Origin of the sequence: Propioniciclava sinopodophylli, assembly GCF_004324755.1 — a bacterium.
In the GTDB taxonomy this organism is placed as follows: Bacteria; Actinomycetota; Actinomycetes; order Propionibacteriales; family Propionibacteriaceae; genus Propioniciclava; species Propioniciclava sinopodophylli.
In genome coordinates, this window is sequence record NZ_SDMQ01000007.1 from 1 (window position 1) to 22,248 (window position 22,248).

Annotated in this window: 20 protein-coding genes; 7 read left to right on the forward strand and 13 right to left on the reverse strand. The window is 71.7% G+C overall.

The window, feature by feature from the left end; translation table 11 throughout:
• The 6 genes from ET989_RS07890 to gatC all read right to left on the reverse strand — a co-directional run.
• A partial coding sequence (locus tag ET989_RS07890) for a hypothetical protein (protein ID WP_131168007.1) occupies positions 1-196 on the reverse strand: 196 nt, incomplete at its 3' end.
• A 159-nt stretch (positions 197-355) separates the two neighbouring features.
• A complete protein-coding gene (locus ET989_RS07895) occupies positions 356-1,429 on the reverse strand; it encodes a PfkB family carbohydrate kinase (protein WP_131168008.1) in 1,074 nt (357 codons plus the stop codon).
• A gap of 74 nt (positions 1,430-1,503) precedes the next feature.
• A complete protein-coding gene (locus tag ET989_RS07900) occupies positions 1,504-1,896 on the reverse strand; it encodes a VanZ family protein (protein WP_131168009.1) in 393 nt (130 codons plus the stop codon).
• Positions 1,893-3,380, reverse strand: coding sequence for an Asp-tRNA(Asn)/Glu-tRNA(Gln) amidotransferase subunit GatB (gene gatB, locus ET989_RS07905; RefSeq protein ID WP_131168010.1), 1,488 nt, complete (start codon positions 3,378-3,380; stop codon positions 1,893-1,895). Before gatB ends, ET989_RS07900 begins: the two co-directional genes overlap by 4 nt.
• Position 3,381: 1 nt before the next feature.
• Positions 3,382-4,893, reverse strand: coding sequence for an Asp-tRNA(Asn)/Glu-tRNA(Gln) amidotransferase subunit GatA (gatA, locus tag ET989_RS07910; RefSeq protein ID WP_131168011.1), 1,512 nt, complete (start codon positions 4,891-4,893; stop codon positions 3,382-3,384).
• The gene (gene gatC, locus ET989_RS07915; RefSeq protein ID WP_131168012.1) at positions 4,890-5,186 is read right to left on the reverse strand and encodes an Asp-tRNA(Asn)/Glu-tRNA(Gln) amidotransferase subunit GatC; all 297 of its coding nucleotides are present in this window, start codon (positions 5,184-5,186) and stop codon (positions 4,890-4,892) included. Before gatC ends, gatA begins: the two co-directional genes overlap by 4 nt.
• A gap of 176 nt (positions 5,187-5,362) precedes the next feature.
• On the opposite strand from gatC, the gene ET989_RS07920 reads away from it, so the two are divergent.
• Positions 5,363-6,001: an ACT domain-containing protein gene (locus tag ET989_RS07920; protein ID WP_131168013.1), complete on the forward strand. Its 639-nt coding sequence runs from the start codon at positions 5,363-5,365 to the stop codon at positions 5,999-6,001.
• Here ET989_RS07920 and ET989_RS07925 read toward each other — a convergent pair.
• On the reverse strand, positions 5,995-6,201 hold the full coding sequence (locus tag ET989_RS07925; protein WP_131168014.1) for a hypothetical protein: 207 nt from the start codon (positions 6,199-6,201) through the stop codon (positions 5,995-5,997). The two genes, ET989_RS07920 and ET989_RS07925, sit on opposite strands and share 7 nt — an antisense overlap.
• 229 nt (positions 6,202-6,430) lie before the next feature.
• On the opposite strand from ET989_RS07925, the gene ET989_RS07930 reads away from it, so the two are divergent.
• Positions 6,431-6,661 (forward strand): hypothetical protein, encoded by a 231-nt coding sequence (locus ET989_RS07930; protein WP_131168015.1) that lies wholly within the window; start codon positions 6,431-6,433, stop codon positions 6,659-6,661.
• Positions 6,662-6,797: 136 nt separating this feature from the next.
• Here ET989_RS07930 and ligA read toward each other — a convergent pair whose 3' ends face one another.
• From ligA to ET989_RS07960, 6 genes are read right to left on the reverse strand one after another with little or no spacing between them, the layout of a single operon-like run.
• The gene (gene ligA, locus ET989_RS07935; RefSeq protein WP_131168016.1) at positions 6,798-8,840 is read right to left on the reverse strand and encodes an NAD-dependent DNA ligase LigA; all 2,043 of its coding nucleotides are present in this window, start codon (positions 8,838-8,840) and stop codon (positions 6,798-6,800) included.
• 41 nt (positions 8,841-8,881) lie between these two features.
• Positions 8,882-10,318 carry a hypothetical protein gene (locus ET989_RS07940; RefSeq protein ID WP_131168017.1) on the reverse strand — a complete coding sequence of 479 codons (1,437 nt, stop codon included), beginning with the start codon at positions 10,316-10,318 and terminating at the stop codon, positions 8,882-8,884.
• A gap of 16 nt (positions 10,319-10,334) precedes the next feature.
• Positions 10,335-11,306 (reverse strand): uroporphyrinogen decarboxylase/cobalamine-independent methonine synthase family protein, encoded by a 972-nt coding sequence (locus ET989_RS07945; RefSeq protein WP_131168018.1) that lies wholly within the window; start codon positions 11,304-11,306, stop codon positions 10,335-10,337.
• The gene (gene mnmA / locus ET989_RS07950; RefSeq protein WP_131168144.1) at positions 11,303-12,376 is read right to left on the reverse strand and encodes a tRNA 2-thiouridine(34) synthase MnmA; all 1,074 of its coding nucleotides are present in this window, start codon (positions 12,374-12,376) and stop codon (positions 11,303-11,305) included. The genes ET989_RS07945 and mnmA overlap by 4 nt, the downstream gene beginning before the upstream one ends.
• A gap of 29 nt (positions 12,377-12,405) precedes the next feature.
• The gene (locus ET989_RS07955; protein WP_131168019.1) at positions 12,406-12,636 is read right to left on the reverse strand and encodes a hypothetical protein; all 231 of its coding nucleotides are present in this window, start codon (positions 12,634-12,636) and stop codon (positions 12,406-12,408) included.
• Positions 12,626-13,786, reverse strand: a complete 1,161-nt coding sequence (locus ET989_RS07960) for a cysteine desulfurase family protein (protein WP_131168020.1) — start codon at positions 13,784-13,786, stop codon at positions 12,626-12,628. The genes ET989_RS07955 and ET989_RS07960 overlap by 11 nt, the downstream gene beginning before the upstream one ends.
• A 144-nt stretch (positions 13,787-13,930) precedes the next feature.
• On the opposite strand from ET989_RS07960, the gene glgX reads away from it, so the two are divergent.
• Genes glgX through ET989_RS07985 form a run of 5 tightly spaced genes read left to right on the forward strand, consistent with a single transcriptional unit; the run spans position 13,931 to position 22,247 of the window.
• The gene (glgX, locus tag ET989_RS07965) at positions 13,931-16,042 is read left to right on the forward strand and encodes a glycogen debranching protein GlgX (RefSeq protein ID WP_131168021.1); all 2,112 of its coding nucleotides are present in this window, start codon (positions 13,931-13,933) and stop codon (positions 16,040-16,042) included.
• 37 nt (positions 16,043-16,079) lie between these two features.
• Positions 16,080-18,152: an alpha-1,4-glucan--maltose-1-phosphate maltosyltransferase gene (locus ET989_RS07970; protein ID WP_277751356.1), complete on the forward strand. Its 2,073-nt coding sequence runs from the start codon at positions 16,080-16,082 to the stop codon at positions 18,150-18,152.
• A 4-nt stretch (positions 18,153-18,156) separates the two neighbouring features.
• Positions 18,157-19,461, forward strand: coding sequence for a phosphotransferase (locus ET989_RS07975; protein WP_131168023.1), 1,305 nt, complete (start codon positions 18,157-18,159; stop codon positions 19,459-19,461).
• Between the two features lie 2 nt (positions 19,462-19,463).
• The gene (glgB, locus tag ET989_RS07980) at positions 19,464-21,512 is read left to right on the forward strand and encodes a 1,4-alpha-glucan branching protein GlgB (protein WP_180320771.1); all 2,049 of its coding nucleotides are present in this window, start codon (positions 19,464-19,466) and stop codon (positions 21,510-21,512) included.
• Complete coding sequence (locus tag ET989_RS07985; RefSeq protein ID WP_131168024.1) at positions 21,513-22,247, forward strand: NUDIX domain-containing protein; 735 nt, start codon at positions 21,513-21,515, stop codon at positions 22,245-22,247. It begins immediately after the preceding gene.
• Position 22,248: the final 1 nt, after the last annotated feature.

Here is a 22,248-nt window from a genome sequence, read left to right on the forward strand (position 1 = left end):
CAGCAGCCTTGGCCCGATCAGCCTCGGCGATCAACACCACCCGCAAAGCCTCCACCTGACGCCCCAGCGCGACGACCTCGCTCACCAACCCAAGCCGCACCTCGGCGTCCAACCGACGGCGACCAGCATGGTCGATACTCGCCAGCAGCGAACGCGCACCAGCCAACGCCGTAGCGGTGGGGGTCAGCTGGTCCATGCACCCAACGCTAAACACCACCACCGACAATCAGAACAACACATTCGAACCTGTGGAGAACTCGGCCAACCTATCCACAGTCCTCTGAACCCCTTGACAACGCAGGACGCCGCCCGCCCGGGTGGGCGGACGGCGTCGGGGGGTCATTCGACCCGTCGGTCAGCGCTGGACGCGCGCGTTGCCCTCCCAGAGGTCCCAGACCTGCTTTTCGTCGGCGGCCATGCCGTAGTCGTACAGCGACGTCGCGGCGAGCGCGCCGGTGGCCCAGCCGAACTGGGCGCACTTCTCGACGTCCCAGCCCTGCAGGATGCCGTAGAGCACGCCGCCGACGGAGCCGTCGCCGCCGCCGATGCGGTCCATGACGTCGATGTGGCGGAGCGGGGCGAGGTAGAACTCGCCGTCGTTCCACAGCAGGATGCCCCACTCGTGCGCGTTGGCCGACTTGACCTCTCGCAGCGAGGTGCCGATCCAGTGGGCGTCCGGGTAGGTCTCCTTGATCCGGCCGATCATCTTCTTGAACTCGTCGATCTTGTCGTCGATCGACTCGCCGCCGGCTTCGGGGCCCTCGATGCCGAGGCAGAGCTGGAAGTCCTCCTCGTTGCCGTAGAGGATGTCGCAGTTCTTGGCGATCTCGTCGAAGGCGGCGGAGAGCTCCTCCTCGCGGCCCTTCCAGAAAGTGGCGCGGTAGTTGAGGTCCATCGCCACGAGCGTGCCGTTGGCGCGGGCCTTCTTGGCGAGCTCGACGCAGAACTTCGAGGTGGACGGGCTGAGGGCGGCGATGAGACCGGACAGGTGCAGGATCTTGACGCCCTCGGTGACGAAAAGCTTCTCGAGGTCGAACTGGGAGACGTCCAGCTCGCGGCCGACCTCGCCTGCGCGGTCGTTCCACACGCGCGGCGCGCGACCACCGAAGCCCGAGTCGGCGATGTTGAACTGGTGGCGCAGGCCCCAGGCGTCGCCCTGAGGCAGGTCCGGGCCCTCGTAACTCATATTGCGCTTGCGCAGGTCTGCCTTGATCATCGCCGAGATCGGGGAGCCCTCGACGAAGGCGGTCAACACCTTGGTGGGCTCACCCAGGTACGACACGACGGTGGCGACGTTGGTCTCGGCGCTGGTGGCCTGCAGGAAGAAGCGGTCCGAGGCGTGCACGGGGGAGCGGTTCTCCGGGGTGATCCGGACGCCCATCGACGTGGGGACAACAAGGGCCCACTGGGCATCTTCGCGGATTGGCATGGACAGACCTCTCTTGCGCTGTGAAACTGGCTTTTGGCCAGCTTAGGCAAGGGGTCTCGCCCGCGCCGGGGGATTCACTCAGTTGCCTCCACGTCACCCAGGACGGGGTCGGTGCGCACCGCCGTCCACCAACCGACGGCGATGCCGACGATGTCGGCCAGGGCGTCCAGCCACTCGCCGCCCCGCGTGCCCGACAGGACCGTCGCCTGCACGATCTCGCTGACCGGCACGTGAACCAGCATGGGAACCACGGCCATCCAGGCCTTCGGCACGACCTTCACCAGCGCCCACGTGGGCACGGCGAACAGGACGACGTGGGCGAGCTTGTCCAGGCCCGGGAACGACAACGCCCCCGCGTCCGGCGGGCTCGGGGTGTAGAGGCCCCAGAAGTGCACGCCGAAGGCGAGCACGACCAGGATCCACGGCACCCACGCGCGCGCCTGCGGGTCGCGCGGCTCCCCGATCACGCCAGCTTCTCCAGCAAGATGGCGCGGACGCGGGCGGCGTCCGCCTTGCCCCGCATCGCCTTCATGACCTGCCCAATGAGCGCGCCCGCGGCCTGCACCTTGCCGTCGCGGATCTTCTGGGCCACGTCCGGGTTGGCGGCGATGGCCGCGTCGACGGCGGCCCCCAGCGCTCCGTCGTCGGAGACGACCGCCAGGCCACGGCCTTCGACCACCTCGGCGGGCGAGCCCTCGCCTGCGAGCACGCCGTCGAAGACCTGGCGGGCCAGCTTGTCGTTGACCGTGCCGGCGTCCACGAGCGCCTGGACGTCCGCGACCTGCGCAGGCGTCACGCCGAGACCGGACAGGTCCACCCCGGCCTCGTTCGCGCGGCGGGAGAGCTCGCCCAGCCACCACTTGCGGGCGGCCGCGGGCGTCGCGCCGGCGGCCACCGTGGCGGCGATGAGGTCGAGCGAGCCCTCGTTGCCGACGACGTCGCGCATCTCCAGGTCGGTGAAGCCCCAGGCCTCCTGCAGGCGGGCGCGGCGCTGGGCCGGCGGCTCGGGCAGGGTGGCGCGCAGCTCCTCAACCCATGCGCGGCTGGGGGCGACGGGGACGAGGTCCGGCTCGGGGAAGTACCGGTAGTCCTCAGCCTCCTCCTTGGAGCGGCCAGGGCTGGTCCAGCCCTCCTCGTGCCAGTGCCTGGTCTCCTGGTGCACCCGGCCCCCGCCGGCGAGGATCGCGCCCTGGCGCTGGATCTCGTAGCGCAGCGCACCCTCCACCGAGCGCAGCGAGTTCACGTTCTTGGTCTCGGTGCGGGTGCCCAGTTCGTCGGAGCCCTTCGGCATGAGCGACACGTTCGCGTCGCAGCGCATGTTGCCGGCCTCCATGCGCGCGTCGGAGACGTCGAGGGCACGCATCAGCTCGCGCAGGTGCGCCATGTAGGCGCGCCCGACGGCCGGGGCGTGTTCTCCCAGCCCGCGGATGGGCTTGGTGACGATCTCCATCAGCGGCGTGCCCGCGCGGTTGTAGTCGACGAGGCTGTACTCGGCGCCGTGGATGCGCCCGGTGGAACCGGCGTGGGTCAGCTTGCCGGCGTCCTCCTCCATGTGGACGCGCTCGATCTCGATCCGGTACGTCCGGCCGTCGACCTCCAGGTTCAGGTGGCCGTCGAAGCAGATCGGCTCGTCGTACTGCGACGTCTGGAAGTTCTTGGTCATGTCCGGGTAGAAGTAGTTCTTCCGGGCGAACCGACACCACGGCGCGACCTGGCAGTTCAGCGCCAGCCCGATGCGGATCGCCGACTCCACAGCCTTGCCATTGACCACCGGCAGCGACCCCGGCAGGCCCAAGCACACCGGGCAGGTCTTCGTGTTCGGCTCGCCGCCAGGGCTGTTGTCGCAGCCGCAGAACATCTTGGACGCCGTGTTCAGCTCGACGTGGACCTCCATGCCCAGCACGGGGTCGTAGGCGGCCATGGCGTCGTCGTAGTCCATCAACTCGTCCATGTCAGGCCTCCTGCGTCCAGCGCTCGGCGATCCGGTCGGTCAGGAGGCCGCCGTCGCGCTCGGCGTACAGCCGCTCCAACGCGGCACCGAACCGGTAGACGCGGTCGTCGGCCAGCGGCGGGGCCATCACCTGGACGCCGACGGGCAGCCCGTCGTCGGGCGACAGCCCGCACGGGAACGATCCGGCCGTGTTGCCGGCCATGTTGGTCGGGATCGTGCACAGGTCCGACTTGTACATCGCCAGCGGGTCCGACAGCTTCTCGCCGATGCCGAACGCCGTGAACGGGGTCGAGGGCGAGACCAGCACGTCCGCCTGCTCGAACGCGGCGTCGAAGTCGCGGCTGATCAACGTACGCACCTTCTGGGCCGAGCCGTAGAAGGCGTCGTAGTAGCCCGAGCTCAGGGCGTACGTGCCGAGGATGATGCGGCGCTTCACCTCGTCGCCGAAGCCCACCGCGCGCGTGGTCGCCATGACCTCCTCCGTGCCGCGGACGCCGTCGTCGCCGACCCGCAGGCCGTAGCGCATCCCGTCGTAGCGGGCCAGGTTCGACGACACCTCCGACGGCATGATCAGGTAGTACGCGCCCAGGCCGTAGGCGAAGTTCGGGCAGGAGACCTCGACGATCTCCGCGCCGGCCCCCTCCAACAGGGCCAGCGCCTCGCGGAAGCGCTGCTCGACACCGGGCTCGTAGCCCTCGCCGCCCAGCTCCTTCACCACGCCGACCCGCAGACCGGAGATGTCGCCCGACCGCGCTGCGTCGACCACCGGCGGCACGGGCGCGTCGATGGAGGTGGAGTCCATCGGGTCGTGGCCGCACATCACCTCGTGCAGCAGGGCGGCGTCCAGCACCGTGCGCGCGCACGGGCCGGGCTGGTCGAGGCTGGACGCCATGGCGATGACACCGTAGCGGGACGCCGCGCCGTACGTCGGCTTCACGCCGACCGTGCCGGTGACCGAAGCGGGCTGGCGGATGGAGCCGCCGGTGTCGGTGCCGATCGCCAGCGGGGCCTGGAAGGCGGCCAGCGCCGCAGCCGAGCCGCCGCCGGAACCGCCGGGAACGCGGGTGAGGTCCCACGGATTGTGGGTCGGCCCGAACGCCGAGGTCTCGGTCGAGGAGCCCATGGCGAACTCGTCGAGGTTCGTCTTGCCGAGCAGGACGAGGCCGGCGTCCAGCAGACGCTGCACGATGGTGGAGCTGTACGGCGGGCGCCAGCCCTCGAGGATCCTCGAGGAGGCCGTCGTGGGCACACCCTCCTGGCAGAACAGGTCCTTCACCGCGACGGGGACGCCCGCCAGCGGGCCGAGCGCCTCGCCGGCGTCCAGCCGCGCGTCGACGGCGGCGGCCTGGGCCAGCGCACCCTCGGTGTCGACGTGCAGGAAGGAGTTGACCTCGGCGTTGGTGCGCTCGATCTGGTCCAGGAAGGCCCGGGCGACCTCGACGGCGGTCAGTTCGCGCGCGGCGATCCGGCGACCGAGGTCGGACGCCGTGGCCGTCAGGATGGCGTGGCTCACTGCTCCTCCCCCAGGATCCGGGGCACGCGGAACCGCTCGTCCTCGACGGCCGGGGCGCCGCCCAGTACCGCTTCGGCGGGCAGGCTCGGGCGCACCAGGTCGGCGCGGAAGACGTTGGTCAGCGGCAGTGCGTGCGACGTGGGCGGCACGTCCGCGCCAGCCACCTCGGACACCGACGCGACGGCGTCGAGGATGACGTCGAGCTGGGGCGCGAGGCGCTCCAGGTCGTGGGGTGACAGGTCGATGCGCGCCAACTCGGCGAGCCGGGCGACGTCGGCGGTGGACAGGGCCACGGTGCGACTCCTCGAGGACGGTTCAGGGACCCGCCCATCCTAGGGGTCGGTCGCCCCGCACCGGCCACGCCCGCACCGCGAGCCCCTGTGACGCGGGTGTTTCAATCGCGCTACAGGGCGCCCCCTGCCAGGCCGGGGGCTTGGTCGTCCGCTGCCCATGGGGTATTCAAGGGGGCATGTACCTGCTCCGCGTCGCCCTGCCCGACCGTCCGGGCTCCCTCGGCGCAGTGGCTTCCGCCCTCGGCGCCGCGCACGCCGACATCAACGCGGTGGAGATCGTCGAGAAGGGAGCCGGGCGCGCCGTCGACGACTTCATGCTGACGATCCCCGGCGACGTGCGCCCGGACGCCCTCGTCACGGCCTGCGCACGGGTGCCCGACGTGGAGGTGCTCTGGGTCTCCTTCTATCCTGAGAACTGGGGGCTGCACGCCGACCTCGACGTGCTGGACGCCATGGCCGAGCAGCCCGAGCGCGCCGAGGTGCTGCTGACCGACGCCGCCCCCGCGACCTTCCACTGCTCCTGGGCGCTGCTGGTCGACCGCGACCACGGGACGGTGCTGCACCGAAGCGCGCTGGCCCCGATCGGGACGCAGGTGCCGCCCGGCGTCTTCGGCGACCTCGGCACCGCGCACGTGGCCGACCTCCCGGCCGACTGGCACGACGGGTGGGGCGAGGCGGCGATCGCGGTGGCGCCGTGCCGAACCGGGCACAGCATCGTGGTCGGACGCCCCGGGCCCGAGTTCCGCAAGGCGGAGCTGGCCCGCCTGCGACACCTGGCCCTGATGGCCAGCGAGCACGAGCCCGCGACTCAGTAGCCGCGCAGCATCCGGTAGGCGACATAGCCGAATGCGACGACGGCCACGAGGGCGATCGTAGCGACGGTGATCGTCCACCACCGCTGGTTGCGCTTGGCCCTCGTGGACGGAACGTCCGCAGGAGCCCACTCGCCCACGCGCGGCTTCACGCGCGGTGATGCGGCCCCGTTCAGGTCCAGGTCGGTGTTCAGTCCCTCCACGGGCCCCAGCGTACGCGTCTCACGATGCGGCGCACCGAGGTGCGCGGGCGGTGTGGTTCCCCGTAGGGTTGCGCCCATGGCCACGACCGCACGCACCCACGCGCTGCCGTCGTTCACCGTGCCCGCGGGCTGTTGTCCGTGTTGTCGCGCCTGACTCCCTGACGCCGTCGTGCTCGGGAGTCTCGCACCGCAACCTCCCGACGATACGCACAGCCCCTGGAGACCAGCCATGACCCTCGACCTCATCTTCGTCGGCGCCGATTCCGGTCGCGCCACCCTCGCCCAGCTCGCCGCCGAGCTCGGCATCACCGTCCGCACCCTGGCCGACCGGGTGACGACGATGGAGATCTTCCCCGTGCACGTCGTCACCGTCCAGGTGGACGCCGACGCCCCCGGCCAGGACGCCGCCGCGTCGTGGTTCGCGCGCCGCGGCATCCACCGTCTGCCCGCCGCCGCGTGAGCCCCGGCGGCCGGGCAGGCCAGTACGGCCTTGCCCCCGCCCGCAGACTGAACCGACGGACACAGCCTCCTCTTCCTCGGCTTCGCCGCGGCCATACCTCGCCCTGCTCGTGAGGGGCTCCAGGATCGCAACGACCTCAGTCGTCCAGCGCGCTGAGCCCCCGCTCGAGCAGGTCCTCGAACTTCTCGGCGTCCAGGATGGGCACCCCGAGACTCTCGGCCTTGGCGTACTTCGACCCCGACGACTCCCCCGCCACCAGCACCGACGTCTTCTTCGACACCGACCCGGCCGCCTTGCCGCCCCGAGCCTCGATGGCCTCCTGCGCGCTGTCGCGGTTGTGGTTCGGCACCGTCCCGGTCACCACGATGGTGAGCCCTGCCAGCGTCTGCTCGACCCCGCCCGAGGCGTCCGCACCCTCGGGCTCGGGGTCGGCCAGGACGCAGCCGGCCGCCTGCCACTTCTCGACGATCGCGCGGTGCCAGTCCACCGAGAACCACTCCACGATGGACGCGGCGAGCGTGGGCCCGATGCCGTCGACCGACGACAGCTCCTCCTCCGACGCGGCGGCGAGCGCCTCCACCGACCGGAAGGCGCGTGCCACGTCGGGCGCGACGCCCTTGCTGATGTGCCGGATCGACAGCGCGACCAGGAACTTCGCCCACGGCCGCGTCTTCGCGCCCTCGAGGTTGGCGAGCAGCTTGGTCGCGTTGGCGTTCAACGCGCCCGCCTTGGTGGTGAAGAAGGGCGACGTCACCAGGTCGTCGGCGGTGAGGGCGAACAGGTCGCCCTCGTCCTCGATGAGCCCGGCCGACAGGAGGGCGTCCGCCGCCTGGAAGCCCAGGTTCTCAATGTCGAGCGCCGTCCGCGACGCGACGAAGAACACCCGCTCACGCAGCTGGCTGGGGCACGAGCGCGTGTTGGGGCAGCGCAGGTCCTTGTCGCCTTCCTTCTGGGCCGCGAGCTCGGTGCCGCACGAGGGGCAGTGGGTCGGCATGACCCACGCAGGCAGGCCCTCGGGGCGCAGCGCGAGCACCGGCCCCAGGATCTCGGGGATCACGTCGCCCGCCTTGCGCAGGATCACGGTGTCACCCGGCCGGACGTCCTTGCGGGCGACCTCGGACGCGTTGTGCAGCGTGGCCATCTCCACGGTCGAGCCGGCGACCGTCACCGGTTCCATCACGCCGTAGGGCGTCACGCGGCCCGTGCGGCCGGTGTTCACCTCGATGCGCAGCAGCTTCGTGTTGACCTCCTCGGGCGGGTACTTGAACGCGATCGCCCACCGCGGGGCCCGGGAGGTGAACCCGAGCTCGGACTGGCGCGCGCGGTCGTTGACCTTGAGCACCACCCCGTCCATCTCGTGCTCCAGGTCGTGCCGCTTGTCCTCGTACGTGGCGATGTACTCCAGGGCCGCCGCCAGGTCGGGCACCACACGGTTGTGGGCGCTGACCGGCAGCCCCCAGGCGGTCAGCAGGTCGTAGCCGTCGGACTGCCGCGCGATCTCGGGCCCGGTCGTCGCGCCGATGCCGTGGCTGTAGAAGGCCAGCCTGCGGGACGCGGTGACCTTCGGGTCCTTCTGGCGCAGCGAGCCGGCTGCCGAGTTGCGTGGGTTGGCGAACGGCGCCTTGCCCGCGTCCAGGAGCGAGTCGTTGAGTGCCTTGAACTCCTCGGGCCGCATGAAGACCTCGCCGCGCACCTCGACCAGGTCGGGTGCGCCCTCGTCCAGCACCTGCGGGATGGCGGCGATCGTGCGGGCGTTCGCCGTCACGTCCTCGCCCACGCGGCCGTCGCCGCGGGTGGCCGCGCTGACCAGGCGCCGGTCGCGGTAGACCAGGTCGAGGGCCAGCCCGTCGATCTTGACCTCGCACAGCAGCTCGGCCTCACCGACGCGCGCCGACCAACGCTCGACCTCCTCGACGGAGAAGGCGTTGTCGAGGCTCATCATGGGCTCCAGGTGCGTCACGGGCGCGAACGTCGCCCCCATCACCCCCACCTGCTGCGTCGGGGAGTCCGGGGTACGCAGCTCAGGGACGGCGTCCTCCAGCGCCTCCAGCTCGCGCAGCAGCGCGTCGAACGCGGCGTCCGACAGCGTCGGCGCGTCCAGCACGTAGTACCGGAACCGCGCGTCGTTGATCTGTTGGGCGAGCTCGGCGTGCCGGGCACGGTCCTCGACTTCGGTCACGGCGAGAAACCTACCGCGCCGCGCCGACAGTGTCGCGGGCCTCAGCCGACGATGCGGTAGCGGTCCCCCTCCAGCGCGAGTGTGCCCTGCCAGGTGGCGATCCGGTACCCGTCGACCTCCTCGACCCGTACACCGGGGGGCGGCTCATCGACCAGCAGCCGCAGCGGTTCGGGGACCGGGGAGAGGGGGTGGTTCCCCACGACGACGGCCTGGACGTAGGGCGCATCGAGGGTGGAGATCACCTCGTCGAGGTGGGCGTCCGGCCACGACGACGGCGGCAGCCCGGCCACGAGGACGCGGCCCGGCGGCACGTGGTGCGCGACGAGGACCAGCCCGGACTCCCGCTCGCCGAGGACGCCCACGGCGTTGGCGCCCGTGGCGACGATGGCGCCCGCCACCAGCAGCACCAGCGCCGTCCGCGCCCAGCGGGTGGCCCCCTCGGCCAGTGCGGGGAGCACCAGCCCCAGGGCCAGGGTCGGCAGCCACACCCAGTCGTAGTAGTAGTGCGGCAGGGCCACCCGCGACTGCGCGAACAGCACCCAGAAACTCGCCAGCGAGGCGAGCAGCAACGCCACGAGCCGGAGCGGCCGCACGAAACGCACCGCCAGCACCAGCGCCGCCACCAGCACCACGGTGGCCCAGGCGCCCAGCCCGTCCCACGCGTACCGGAACGTCGCCCACCACGGCGCCGCGTCGAACGCCTGGCCCGCCACGAGCACGGGGTGTCCGTCGGCGTTGTGCTCCCGCTGGTACCCCACCATCCGCAGCAGCGCGCCGGGTCCGCCCATCGGTGCCAGGAAAAGCAGCATCGTGCCCAGAGCACCGGCCGCGAAGGCCGCCACGTCCTTGAGGACGACCCGGGCCCGGCCGGGCCCGACGAAGAACACCAGCAGCGCCGGCAGCACGAACAGCGCGGACAGCTTCGCCATCGCCGCGGCACCGACCAGCGCGCCGGCCGCGGCGGCCCAGCGCAGCGAACGCGTCTGGAACCAGTGCCAGGCCGCGCCGTAGCCCAGGACGAGGAAGAGCACCATGAACGGGTCGAGGAACACCAGGTGGTCCAGGCGGGCGCGCGACTCGAAGCGGTGCGGCAGCAGGAGCCAGGCCAGGCCGGCCACCGAGCCCCACAGCCACCCGACGAAGTGGGCCGCGACCCACCACAGCGCCCCGGCGATGGCCAGCGCGACGAACCCCATCAGGACGCGCGTGGCGGCGTACCCGGCGTCGAGGCCGGGCCACGCGGCCAGGATCAGCTTGCCCAGCGGCGGGTGCTCGAAGTTGGGGGCGAAGTCGCCGGAGCGGTAGGCCAGGGCGGCGGTGCGGTAGACGTACTCGTCGTACCAGACCTCCGGCAGCCCGAGCCGCCAGAAGGCGAGCACGACGCCCAAAAACCCCAGGCAGCCGAGCGCGACCACCGCCCCGCGTGGGACCGTGGCGCACGGCACGTACCCGGCGCGTCGGGTGCGGGGATCGTCCACCGCCGCACTGTACTGCTCAGCCGGCCCCGAGCTCGCCGCCGACCCGCTCTGCCGTGGTCGCGAGCGCGCGCAACAGCGCCGAGACCTGCGACGCCGGCCAGCCGGCCAGCCCGCAGGCCGGCGTCAGCACCACCCGCTCGGCCAGTACCGGGCCGAGGTCGAGCGGTCGCAGCGCCCCCAGCACGCGGCGGGTCAGGGCGTCCGCCGTCGGCGCCACGCCGGACGCCGTGCTTGCGGCCCCCAGCCACAGCTCGCGCCCGTCCTCCAGCAGCGGGCCCAGCGCGTCCCAGTCGGCGCGGTTCATGAGGTCCTGGTCCAGGGACACGCCGGTGAAACCGGCGCCGTGGCGTCCGACGGCCAGCTCGACGTCGAGGCCGGGCGCGCAGCAGTGCAGCAGGTCGCCGCCCAGCTCGCGCAGCAGCTCGACCGCCTCGGGGCGGTCGACGGACCGGTGCCGGAAGTAGCCGCCCTCGGTGGGCACGCCGCCGGCCAGCACCGACGGCAGCGAAGGCTCGTCGACCTGCAGGAGCACCTCCACGCCGGGCAGGCGCCGCTCGACGTCGGCCACCAGCCCCCGCACGCCGGACGCGAGCGACTGGGCCAGGTCGCGGCGCGCGCCGCGGTCGCCCAGCACCCGCCCCCCGAGGGGACGGAGGACGGCCGAGGCCAGCGTCCACGGGCCGGTCACGGCGACCTTGAGCGGGCCGGCGAGCCCCTGGGCGTTCTCCTCGAGCACGTCGAGGTCGTCGCGCAGGGCGGCCTTGGCGCGGCGCTGGTCGAGGCCCGGCACGGCGGCCAGCCGCCACTCGCCGGCCGACAGCTCGGCCCCCAGCCCGTCCAGCAGGCCGAGGGCGCGTCCGACCATGCCGGCCCACGGCCCGCGGGCGGGGAACTCGGGCAGCCAGGGCACCGAGACGGCCTCCAGCGCCAGCCGGACGCCCGCGCCCAGGTCGGTGCCCGGCAGCGAGCCCAGCGCCGACGTCCTCATGCGGCGCCCGCGATCGTGGACGCCCCGACGACGAGGTCCCCGTCGTAGGTGACCGCCGCCTGCCCGGGGGCGATGCCGAAGGCGGGCTCGTCCAGCGTGATGCGGACGCCCGCGGCGTCCGCCTCGATCGTGGCCGGCAGGGGCGCCCCGTGGGCGCGCACCTGGAGGAGGCCGCGCCAGGTGCCGTACCGGGGGTCGGCGACCGCCCACGTGGGCCGGATGCCCGCGATCTCGGTCACCGCGAGGCCCGCGTGGGGCCCTACGGTGACGGTGTTGGTCACCGGCTCGATGGCCAGGACGTAGCGGGGCTGTCCGTCGATGGCGGGGACACCCAGGCGCAGGCCGCGGCGCTGCCCCACGGTGAACCGGTGGGTGCCGGCGTGCTCGCCCACGACCGCCCCTTCGGTGTCGACGATCGCGCCGGGGCGCTCGCCGAGGGCGCGGGTGAGGAAGCCGGCCGTGTCGCCGTCGGAGATGAAGCAGATGTCGTGGGAGTCGGGCTTGGACGCCACGCGTAGCCCGAGCGCCTCGGCCTCGGCCCGCACGTCGGCCTTGACCGTCCCGTACAAGGGGAACAGCGACCGGCGCAGCTGCTCCTGGGTGAGGACGCCGAGCACGTAGCTCTGGTCCTTGGCGGCGTCGGCCGCTCGGTGCAGCAGGGCCTCGTCGCCGGAGCGCTCCAGCCGGGCGTAGTGGCCTGTGGCGACGGCGTCGAAGCCCAGGGCGACCCCGCGTTCGAGCACCGCGGCGAACTTGATCTTCTCGTTGCAGCGCAGGCAGGGGTTGGGCGTCCGGCCGGCGGCGTACTCGGCGACGAAGTTGGTGACGACGTCGTCGTGGAAGCGGTCGGAGAAGTCCCACACGTAGAAGGGGATGCCCAGGGTGTCGGCGACGCGGCGGGCGTCGTGGGAGTCCTCCAGCGAGCAGCAGCCGCGCGAGCCCGACCGGTACAGCTCCGGGTTGCGGTTGAGGGCCAGGTGGACGCCGGTCACCTCGTGCCCGTCGGCTACCAGGCGCGCGGCGGCGACGGAGGAGTCGACTCCCCCTGACATCGCGACCAGCACCTTCATGAGACCCGTTTCCTCCACGAGGGGCGAGTCTACGCGGGCCGCACGGGGAGCTCGTCCGCCAGCACGTCCAGCCAGGGTGCGAGGTCCCAGCCCTGGGCCGCGACCCAGGCATCGTCCAAGTAGGTGTCGTGGTGACGGTCCGGGTGCGGCTCGCGCTCCAGCTGGGCGAGGATCGACTCGGCGATGTTGTTGTGGCCGCGCCAGTCGTCGGGGTCGAGGCGGTCGACGTCGGCGATGCCGCCGAGCAGGTCAGGTCGCACGGGTCTCTCCTGGGTCGGGCTGGGTGGGCCGGGCGCCGCGGGCGCGGGCGACGACGTCGGGCCACGCGGCGAGCAACGCGTCGACGTCGGCGGCGGTGGTGGTGTGGCCGAGCGAGAACCGCACCGAGGCGGTGGCGGCCTCCTCCCCCAGCCCCATGGCGAGCACGACCTCGCTGGGCTGGTGGACGCCGGCGGTGCAGGCCGAGCCGGTGGAGCAGTCGATGCCCGCGGCGTCCAGCAGCAGGAGGACGTCGTCGGCGCGCGTGCCGTCCACGGTGACGTGGCAGATGGCGGGGCTGGTGTGCGCGCCGCCGTTGACGCGGACCCCCCCGACGGCGGTCAGCCCGTCGACCAGCCGCTGCCGCAGCCCCGCCCACCGAGGCGCCTGGGCGGCGAGCTCGGCGACGGACGCCGCGGCCGCGGCGGCGAACCCGGCGGCCAGCGCGACCGGCACGGTGCCCGAGCGCAGCCGGCGCTCCTGCCCGCCGCCGTGGCTGACCACGGCCAGCGGGGCGTTCCGGCGCACCACAAGCGCCCCCACGCCGACGGGCCCGCCGAGCTTGTGGGCGGACAGGCTGAGGGCGTCCAGGCGGGAGGCGGTGAACGAGCAGCGCACGTGGCCGAGCGCCTGGACGGCGTCGCTGTGGGCACGGACGCCCGCGCGGCGGCAGGCCTCGACGAAGCCGTCGATCGGCTGGATCGCCCCGGTCTCGTTGTTGACCCACATCACCGAGGCCCAGCCGACGTCAGGGGGCAGCTGGGCCAAGCCTTCGCCGTGAACGACGCCGTCGGAGTCCACGGGCAGGCGGACGCCGGCCCCGCCCAGAGCCTGGACGGCGTGGGCCACGGCGGGGTGCTCGACGGCCGAGGCTGCCACGCGCGGGCGCCCGTGCTCGGCGCCCCACGCGGCGGCGCCGGAGATGACGAGGTGGTCGGCCTCGGTCCCCCCGCTGGTGAAGACGACTTCGCCCGGGTGGGCGTCGACGGCGTCGGCGAGCTGCTCGCGGGCGTCCTCGAGGAGCGACCGCGCACGGCGTCCGCTGCCGTGCAGCGAGCTGGGGTTCCCGGTCAGTTCCCAGGCGGCCAGCATCGCCTCGCGTGCCTCGTCGCGCAACGGCGAGGACGCCGCGTGGTCGAGGTAGTGCCGCACCGACGATCACCTCCTCCTGTTCCCGCATTCTAGGTGGTGGGGAATGGACCGGTTTGTTCCAATGCGGCAGAATGAAGCGCCCCGGGTGTTCGTCGCCCCCCCCATCACGGCCGGCCGGGCTCGTCTTCGTGGAAAGTGGTACCCGTGCGCCCAACGCTGCCTCGACCGGTGGACTCCTCCCTCCTCGGTGCCCGTGTCGTCGACGGCGGGACGAGGTTCGCCCTGTGGGCCCCGCGCGCCACCCGCGTCGAGCTGGCCCTGGTGGGCACCGACCGGCGGCAGACCAACCACGACCTGGTGCACAACCCCGACGGCGTCTGGGAGGTCTTCGTGCCGGGGGTGGGTGCTGGCCAGCGCTACGGCTACCGCGTCCACGGCCCCTGGAGCCCCGAGACCGGCCAGCGGTTCAACGCCGCGAAGCTGCTCGTCGACCCGTACGCGCGCGCCATCACAGGCGGCGTCGACTACGCCGGCCCGATCAGCGACCACACCCCCGAGTCGAACTACCTGCCCGACCCGCGCGACTCGTTCGCGTCCGTCCCGCTGAGCGTCGTGGTAGCCGACACGCCCCCGCCGCGACCGCTGGCCAGGCCGGTGCGCGCCGAGGACCTGGTCGTCTACGAGACCCATCTCAAGGGCTACACGCAGCTCCACCCGGCCGTGCCGGAGCACCTGCGCGGCACGTATGCGGGCATGGCCTACCCGGCCGTCGTGGAGCACATCAAGACGCTCGGCGTGAACGCCGTGGAGTTCCTGCCGGTGCACCACTTCATCTCCGAACCGTTCGTGATCGGCAAGGGCCTGGTCAACTACTGGGGCTACAACACGCTGGGCTTCTTCTCCCCGCACGCGGCCTACTCCAGCTCCGGAACGCTCGGCGGCCAGGTCACCGAGTTCAAGGAGATGGTCTCGGCCCTGCACGACGCGGGCATCGCCGTCATCCTCGACGTGGTCTACAACCACACCGCCGAGGGCGGGCACGAGGGCCCCACGCTCAGCTACCGGGGCATCGACCACGCGGGCTACTACCGGCTCACCTCCGACATGCGCAACGATTACGACGTCACGGGCACCGGCAACGCCGTGGACACGTCGGTGGAGGGTGTCCTGGACCTCGTGCTGGACTCGCTGCGCTACTGGGTCTGCGAGATGGGCGTGGACGGGTTCCGCTTCGACCTGTGCACCACGCTGATCCGGGACGCCCAGCACCACGTCCAGCAGGACCACGCCTTCAAGGAGGCGCTGGCCACCGACCCCGTCCTGTCCAAGGCCGTCCTGATCGCCGAGCCGTGGGACCTGGGCCCCTACGGCTACCAGGTCGGCCGCTGGGGCCAGGGGTGGAGCGAGTGGAACGACCGTTTCCGCGGCTTCACCCGCGACTTCTGGCGCGGCGCCATCCACGGCGTGGAGGAGCTCGCGACCCGGCTGGCCGGCTCGGCGGACATCTTCGACCACGACGGGCGCCCGGCGACCAGCTCGGTCAACTTCGTCACCGCCCACGATGGCTTCACCCTCCGCGACGTGGTCACCTACGACCTCAAGCACAACGAGGCCAACGGCGAGCGCAACCGCGACGGCACCGACGACAATCGCTCGTGGAACCACGGTTACGAGGGCGAGACGGACGACGAGGCGATCAACGCCGCCCGCCGCCGGACGATGCGCAACATGATGGCGACCCTGCTGCTGAGCTCGGGCATGCCGATGGTGCTGGCCGGCGACGAGATGGGCCGCACCCAGCAGGGCAACAACAATGCGTACTGCCAGGACACCCCGCTGTCGTGGGTGCACTGGACCGACGGCGAGGAGTGGGACGACCAGTTCCAGCTCACCCGCACCCTGCTCGCGCTGCGCGCCCAGCACCCGATCCTGCGGCCGGGCCACTTCCGCTCGAGGCAGGAGGTCGTCGGCGACCACGGCGAGGGGCTGGGCCGCACCGAGTCGGCCTGGTTCAACGAGTACGGCACGGAGATGACGATCGGCGACTGGCACGACGGCGGACGCCGCAGCCTCGGGTTCTACGTCTCCGACACGACCGACGCCTTCTACCTGTTCTTCCACGCCGGCCACGAGCCCGTCACGGTCACCCTGCCGGGTGAGCCGTGGTCCAGCGGCTACCGCATCGTCACCCATACCGGCACGCCCGACGAACTCACCCAGCGCTCGCTCGCTCCGGGGCGCCACCTGGTGGTGCCGGGCCGCACCGTCGTGGTGATGGAGGCCACCGTCGTGCGCCGCCGCAGGGCCGCCGAATAGGGCGCGCTGACGGTGCAGGTGCAGTAGCGTGAGCGGCGTGACGCAGCGCAACGTGAACAAGCCCAAGCCATCGTCCGCCACGGCAACCGGGACGCCCAGCCCGGCCCCCGAGCCGACCCGCATCCCCGTCGACCTGTCGGCGACCACCACCGTCGTGCGCGGCATCGGCCGCATCCCGGTCACCGGGGTCTCCCCCGTCATCGAGTGCGGCGCCTACGCCGCCAAGGCCACCGTCGGTGAGCTCGTCCCCATCCGCGCGAAGGTCTTCCGCGAGGGCCACGACGCCGTCAACGCGTCGGTGATCCTCACCGACCCCCACGGCCGCGAGACCCGCCACGACATGACCCCGCTCCAGCCCCGCGGCCTCGACCCGTGGGAGGTCTGGGTCCGCTTCGACGTCGAGGGACCCTGGACGTTCCGCGTCGAGGGCTGGTCCGACCCCTGGGGCACCTGGCTGCACAACGCCGAGGCCAAGCTGCCCGCCGGCGTCGACATCGAGCTCGTCTGCCTCGAGGGCCGCGACCTGTTCGAGCGCACCGCCCGCACGGCCGACGAGGCCGGCGACCCGGTGGAGGCGTCCATCCTGCGCGCCACCGCCCAGCTGCTCATCCCGCAGCGCCCGGCCGAGGACCTCCTCGACGTGGCCACCGGCAGCGGCCTGGCGAAGGCCATGCGCAAGTACGGCCCCCGCGAGCTGGTCACCCCCACCGCCGAGTTCCCCGTGTTCGTCGACCGCAAGCGCGCGCTGTTCGCGAGCTGGTACGAGTTCTTCCCGCGTTCGGAGGGCGCCACCTACGACGAGGCCACCGACACCTGGACGTCGGGCACCTTCGACTCCAGCCACGCGCGCATCGAGGCCGCCGCGGCCATGGGCTTCGACGTCATCTACTTGCCGCCGATCCACCCGATCGGCACGGCGTTCAAGAAGGGCAAGAACAACACCCTGGACGCGACCGAGAAGGACCCGGGCTCGCCCTGGGCCGTCGGTTCGAGCGAAGGCGGCCACGACGCCATCCACCCCGAACTCGGCGACTGGGACAGCTTCGACCGCCTGGTGGCCCGCGCCCAGGAGCTCGGCGTCGAAATCGCGCTCGACTTCGCCTTGCAGGCCAGCCCGGACCACCCGTGGGTCGAGGAGCACCCCGAGTGGTTCACGACCCGCCTGGACGGCACCATCGCGTACGCGGAGAACCCGCCGAAGAAGTACCAGGACATCTACCCGATCAACTTCGACAACGACCCCGAGGGCATCTACAACGAGGTCCTGCGCGTGCTGCGCCTGTGGATGAGCCACGGCGTCCGCATCTTCCGCGTCGACAACCCGCACACCAAGCCCGTTCAGTTCTGGGCGTGGATCTTCGCCCAGATCCGCGCCACCGATCCCGACGTGCTGTTCTTCGCCGAGGCGTTCACCAAGCCCGAGATGATGCATACCCTGGGCAAGGTCGGCTTCCACACCAGCTACACGTACTTCACGTGGCGCGTCACCAAGGACGAGCTCGTGGAGTACATGCTCGAGCTGTCGCGCGAGACGGACGCCTTCTTCCGGCCGAACTTCTTCGTCAACACGCCCGACATCAACCCGTTCCACCTGCAGTCGGGCAACCCGGCCATCTTCGCCATCCGGGCGATCCTGGCCTCGATGCTGTCGCCGGCGTGGGGGGTCTACTCGGGGTTCGAGCTGTTCGAGCACCTGCCGCTGGCCGCGGGGCGGGAGGAGTACCTGAACTCGGAGAAGTACGAGTTCCGCCCCCGCGACTACACGGCGCAGCCCAATCTGAACATGCTGATGGGCACGCTGAACAGCATTCGCCGCCAGCACCCCGCGCTCCAGCAACTGCGCCGCATCGACTTCCACACCGCCCCGCACGAGCAGGTGCTCGCGTTCTCCAAGGACGACGGCGCCGACCGCGTGCTGGTCATCGTCTCGCTGGACCCGGACAACACCGTGGAGTCCGAGGTGCACCTGGACATGTCCAAGCTGGGGCTCGCGCAGGACGCGCCGCTGCGCGTCCGCGACGAGCTCACGGGGGCGGAGTTCACGTGGGGGGCGCGCAACTTCGTCCGGCTCACGCCGGCCCAGCCGGCCCACATCCTGGCGGTGCTCTGATCCTGTGACGAGCACCGAGCTGAACGGCGCCTGGCTGCGCCACATGGAGACCGTCCGCTGGTTCGGCGGTAAGGGGGCCGGCGCGCGCCTCGTCGGCCGCGAACCGCTGCCCCCGTACACCGCCCCCGGCGCGACGCCCGCGTTGCGCAGCGAGGTGGCCGAGCTGTCCTACCCCGACGGGCACACCGAGCACTACCACTTGCTGGTGGCCCACTACCCGGTGGGTGCGGCCGTGCCCGGCACCGTGGTCGGCACCGACGAGGTGGATGGTCGGGCCGTCCAGGTCGTCGACGCCACCACCGACCCGGACGCGCTGGCGGCGTTCGTGGCCGCCACCCAGCCGGCGTTCGCCGACCGCCCCGTGAAGCTCTGGGCGGGCGAGCAGTCGAACACGACCCTCACGCTGGGCTCCGGGGACCTGTACAAGCTGTTCCGCCGCATCGAGCCCGGCCCGAACCTGGACGCCGAGGTGCTCATCGCGCTCGGCGGCGCCGGCGTCCCCGAGGTGCGCGGGCGCCTTCAGTGCGCGTGGCCGGCGGGGGCGTCCACCGACCTCGGCATGGTCATCGCGCGCGTGCCGGATGCCACCGACGGCTGGGACCTGGCGACCGCCGCCTGCATCGCAGGCGAGGACTTCACCGAGCGCGCCCGCGCGCTGGGCGTGGCCCTGGCCGACGTCCACGCCCGGCTCGCGGAGGCCTTCGGCACCGGCACCGTCGCGGGCGACGAGGTGGCCGACACCATGGGTGCCCGGCTGGTCGCCGCCGTTGCGGCTGCCGGCGAGCTTGCACCGTACGCGGACGCCCTGCGTGGCGCCTTCGACGTGCTGCGCGGCCGCGAACTCGCGGTGCAGCGCGTGCACGGCGACTTCCACCTCGGCCAGACGCTCCACAGCCCTTCGACAGGCTCAGGGAACGCGACAGGGTCAGGGACCGGTGTCTGGACGATCATCGACTTCGAGGGTGAGCCCGCGAAGACCGCCGCGGAGCGGCGCGCGCCCGACTCGCCGTGGCGTGACGTGGCCGGCATGGTGCGCTCGTTCGACTACGTCCGCAGCGCCCACCCCTCCCCCGATTCCGAAGCCGCCACCAACTGGGCGGATGCGGCTCGGGATGCCTTCCTGATTGGCTACTGTGGGGTGACCAACGGGGACGCCGTGCTCCCCGGGTACGTCATCGACAAGGCCGTGTACGAAGTGTTGTACGAACTGCGCAACCGTCCCGACTGGGTGGAGATCCCCATGCGGGCCATCCGGGCGGCGGCGACGCACGGGGACAACCCACCTGAGACCCTCACCGAGAAGGAGTAACGATGGCACACGATTCGTTCGGAGGCTTGAACGGTTGGGACCTGGAGGGATTCCACAACGGTGGCGACACCGAGCTCTGGAAGCGGCTCGGCGCGCATGTCGTGACGATCCACGACGAGGAGCGCGGGGAGGTCACCGGCACACGCTTCGCCGTGTGGGCGCCCAACGCCCGTGAGGTGCGCATCAACGCCGACTTCAACTGGTGGACCGGCGACGCCATGCAGCTCGTGCCGGGCTCGGGCGTCTGGGCCCTGTTCGTCGAGGGCGTGGGCGACGGGACGCTGTACAAGTACAACATCCTCGGCGCGGACGGCGTCTGGCGCGAGAAGGTCGACCCGATGGCCTTCTTCGCCGAGCAGGCGCCCGCGAACAGCTCCATCGTCTACACCAGCAAGATGGGCTGGGGCGACGACGAGTGGATGGAGGCGCGCAAGACCAAGAACTACCAGAACGAGCCGATGAGCATCTACGAGGTGCACCTGGGCAGCTGGCGCAAGGGCAAGACCTACCTGGAGCTCGCCGACGAACTCGTCGAGTACGTGACCTGGCAGGGCTACACCCACGTCGAGTTCATGCCGATCACCGAGCACCCGTTCGAGCCGAGCTGGGGCTACCAGGTCACCAACTACTTCGCGCCGCAGAGCCGCCTGGGCAAGCCCGACGAACTGCGCTACCTGATCGACCGCCTGCACCAGGCCGGCATCGGCGTCATCCTGGACTGGGTCCCGGGACACTTCCCCAAGGACGAGTGGGCCCTGGGGCGCTTCGACGGCACCGCCCTGTACGAGCACGCCGACCCGCGCCAGGGCGAGCACACCGACTGGGGCACCTACATCTTCAACTACGGCCGCAACGAGGTGAAGAGTTTCCTGGTCTCCAACGCCCTGTACTGGGTGCAGGAGTTCCACTTCGACGCGTTGCGCATCGACGCCGTCGCCTCGATGCTCTACCTCGACTACAGCCGCGAGCCGGGGCAGTGGGTGCCGAACGAGTTCGGCGGCAACCACAACCTCGAGGCCATCGATTTCCTGCGCTACGTGAACCGCCACCTGTACGAGCGGGTGCCCGGCGTGACGATGATCGCCGAGGAGTCCACCAGCTTCGGCGGCGTCACCCAGCCGACCAACCTCGGCGGCCTCGGGTTCGGCTTCAAGTGGAACATGGGCTGGATGAACGACTCGCTGCGTTACCTGGCGCTCGAGCCCATCTACCGCCAGTGGCACCACCACGAGATGACGTTCGCGATGGTCTACCAGTACAGCGAGAATTTCATCCTGCCGATCAGCCACGACGAGGTCGTGCACGGCAAGGGCTCGATGATCAACAAGATCCCGCAAGATGCGTGGCGCCAGTTCGCCACCCTGCGCGCGTTCTACTCGTTCATGTGGGCCTTCCCGGGCAAGCAGCTGCTGTTCATGGGCCAGGAGTTCGGCCAGCGGTCGGAGTTCAACGAGGCCGTCAGCCTCGAATGGTGGGTCAGCGACCTGTGGGGCCACCACGGCCTGCAGCGCATGATCAAGGACCTCAACGAGCTCTACGTCGCGCACCCGGCCCTCTGGAAGCTCGACAACGACCCGCACGGGTTCCAGTGGATCAACGCTGACGACGCTCCCCGCAACGCCTACAGCTGGGTTCGCCGTGACGGCGACGGGCAGCAAGTCGCCGTGGTCGTGAACTTCAGCTCCGAGCCCTGGTACGACTACGAGATCGGCCTGCCCGAGGTCGGCCGCTGGACGGAGGTCTTCAACTCCGACGCGACCGCCTACGACGGCTCCGGCATCGGCAACTTCGGTGGCGTGGACGCCGTCGAGGGTCAGTGGGGCGGCTACCCGGCGCGCGCCACCGTGCAGGTGCCGCCGCTGGGCGCGGTGTTCTTCCGCTACGACGGCGGCGAGCAGGCCGGTGACGACGCGGTCGAGCCGCGCCGCGCGATCATCGACGGCGAGGCAAGCCCCGACGGTGGCGTCGTCTCCGACGTCGTCGAGGTGGACGAGGCGGCGATCGACACGACCGCCCCGGCCGCCGCCGAGGACGTCGAGGCGTCCGAGTAGGTGCCTTTGCACGTCGACCCGGTGTCCGGGATCCTCTCCTACGAGGGGATCCCGGACCCGTCTGCGCTCAAGGCCATCGCGGCGTCCGCCTTCGACTCCGGCCTGGCCCGCGTCGAGGCGTGGGTGCCGGTGTCGCCCGAGACCCTGTCCGTCCGCCGCGCCTTCTACCGGGCGGGGTTCCGCCGCGAGGGCGTGCGGCGCGGCGAGGCCATAGGCGTCTTCTCCCTGCTCGTCACCGACACCGGCGACGATCAGCACACCTTCACCGCGGTGATGAACTCCGTCACGCCCCGCAAGCGCCTCATCGCGCACGCAGTGCTGATGGACGCCGCGGGGCGCCTCGCGCTGTGCGAGACGTCGTTCAAGAGTGACTTCGAGCTGCCCGGAGGCATCGTGGAGCCCGGCGAGTCGCCGCGGGTCGGGTGCGAGCGGGAAATCGTCGAGGAGATGTCCATCGACGTCACCCTCGACCGGGTGCTGGCGATCGACTGGCTCCTCCCCCACCTCGGGTGGGAGGACGCCACGGAGATGGTCTTCGGCGCCCCGCCCCTCACGGACGCCCAGGTGGCAGCCGTACGGCCCGACGGGCAGGAGATCCTCGCGATCCACTGGCTCACGCCCGAGGAGGCCGAGCCACGCCTGGCCCCCTTCGCCGTCGGACGCCTCCGCGGCGCGCTGGCGGCGCTGGCCGACGGGCGCACCCGCTACCTGGAGGGCGGCTCCCCCGTCGCCTGAG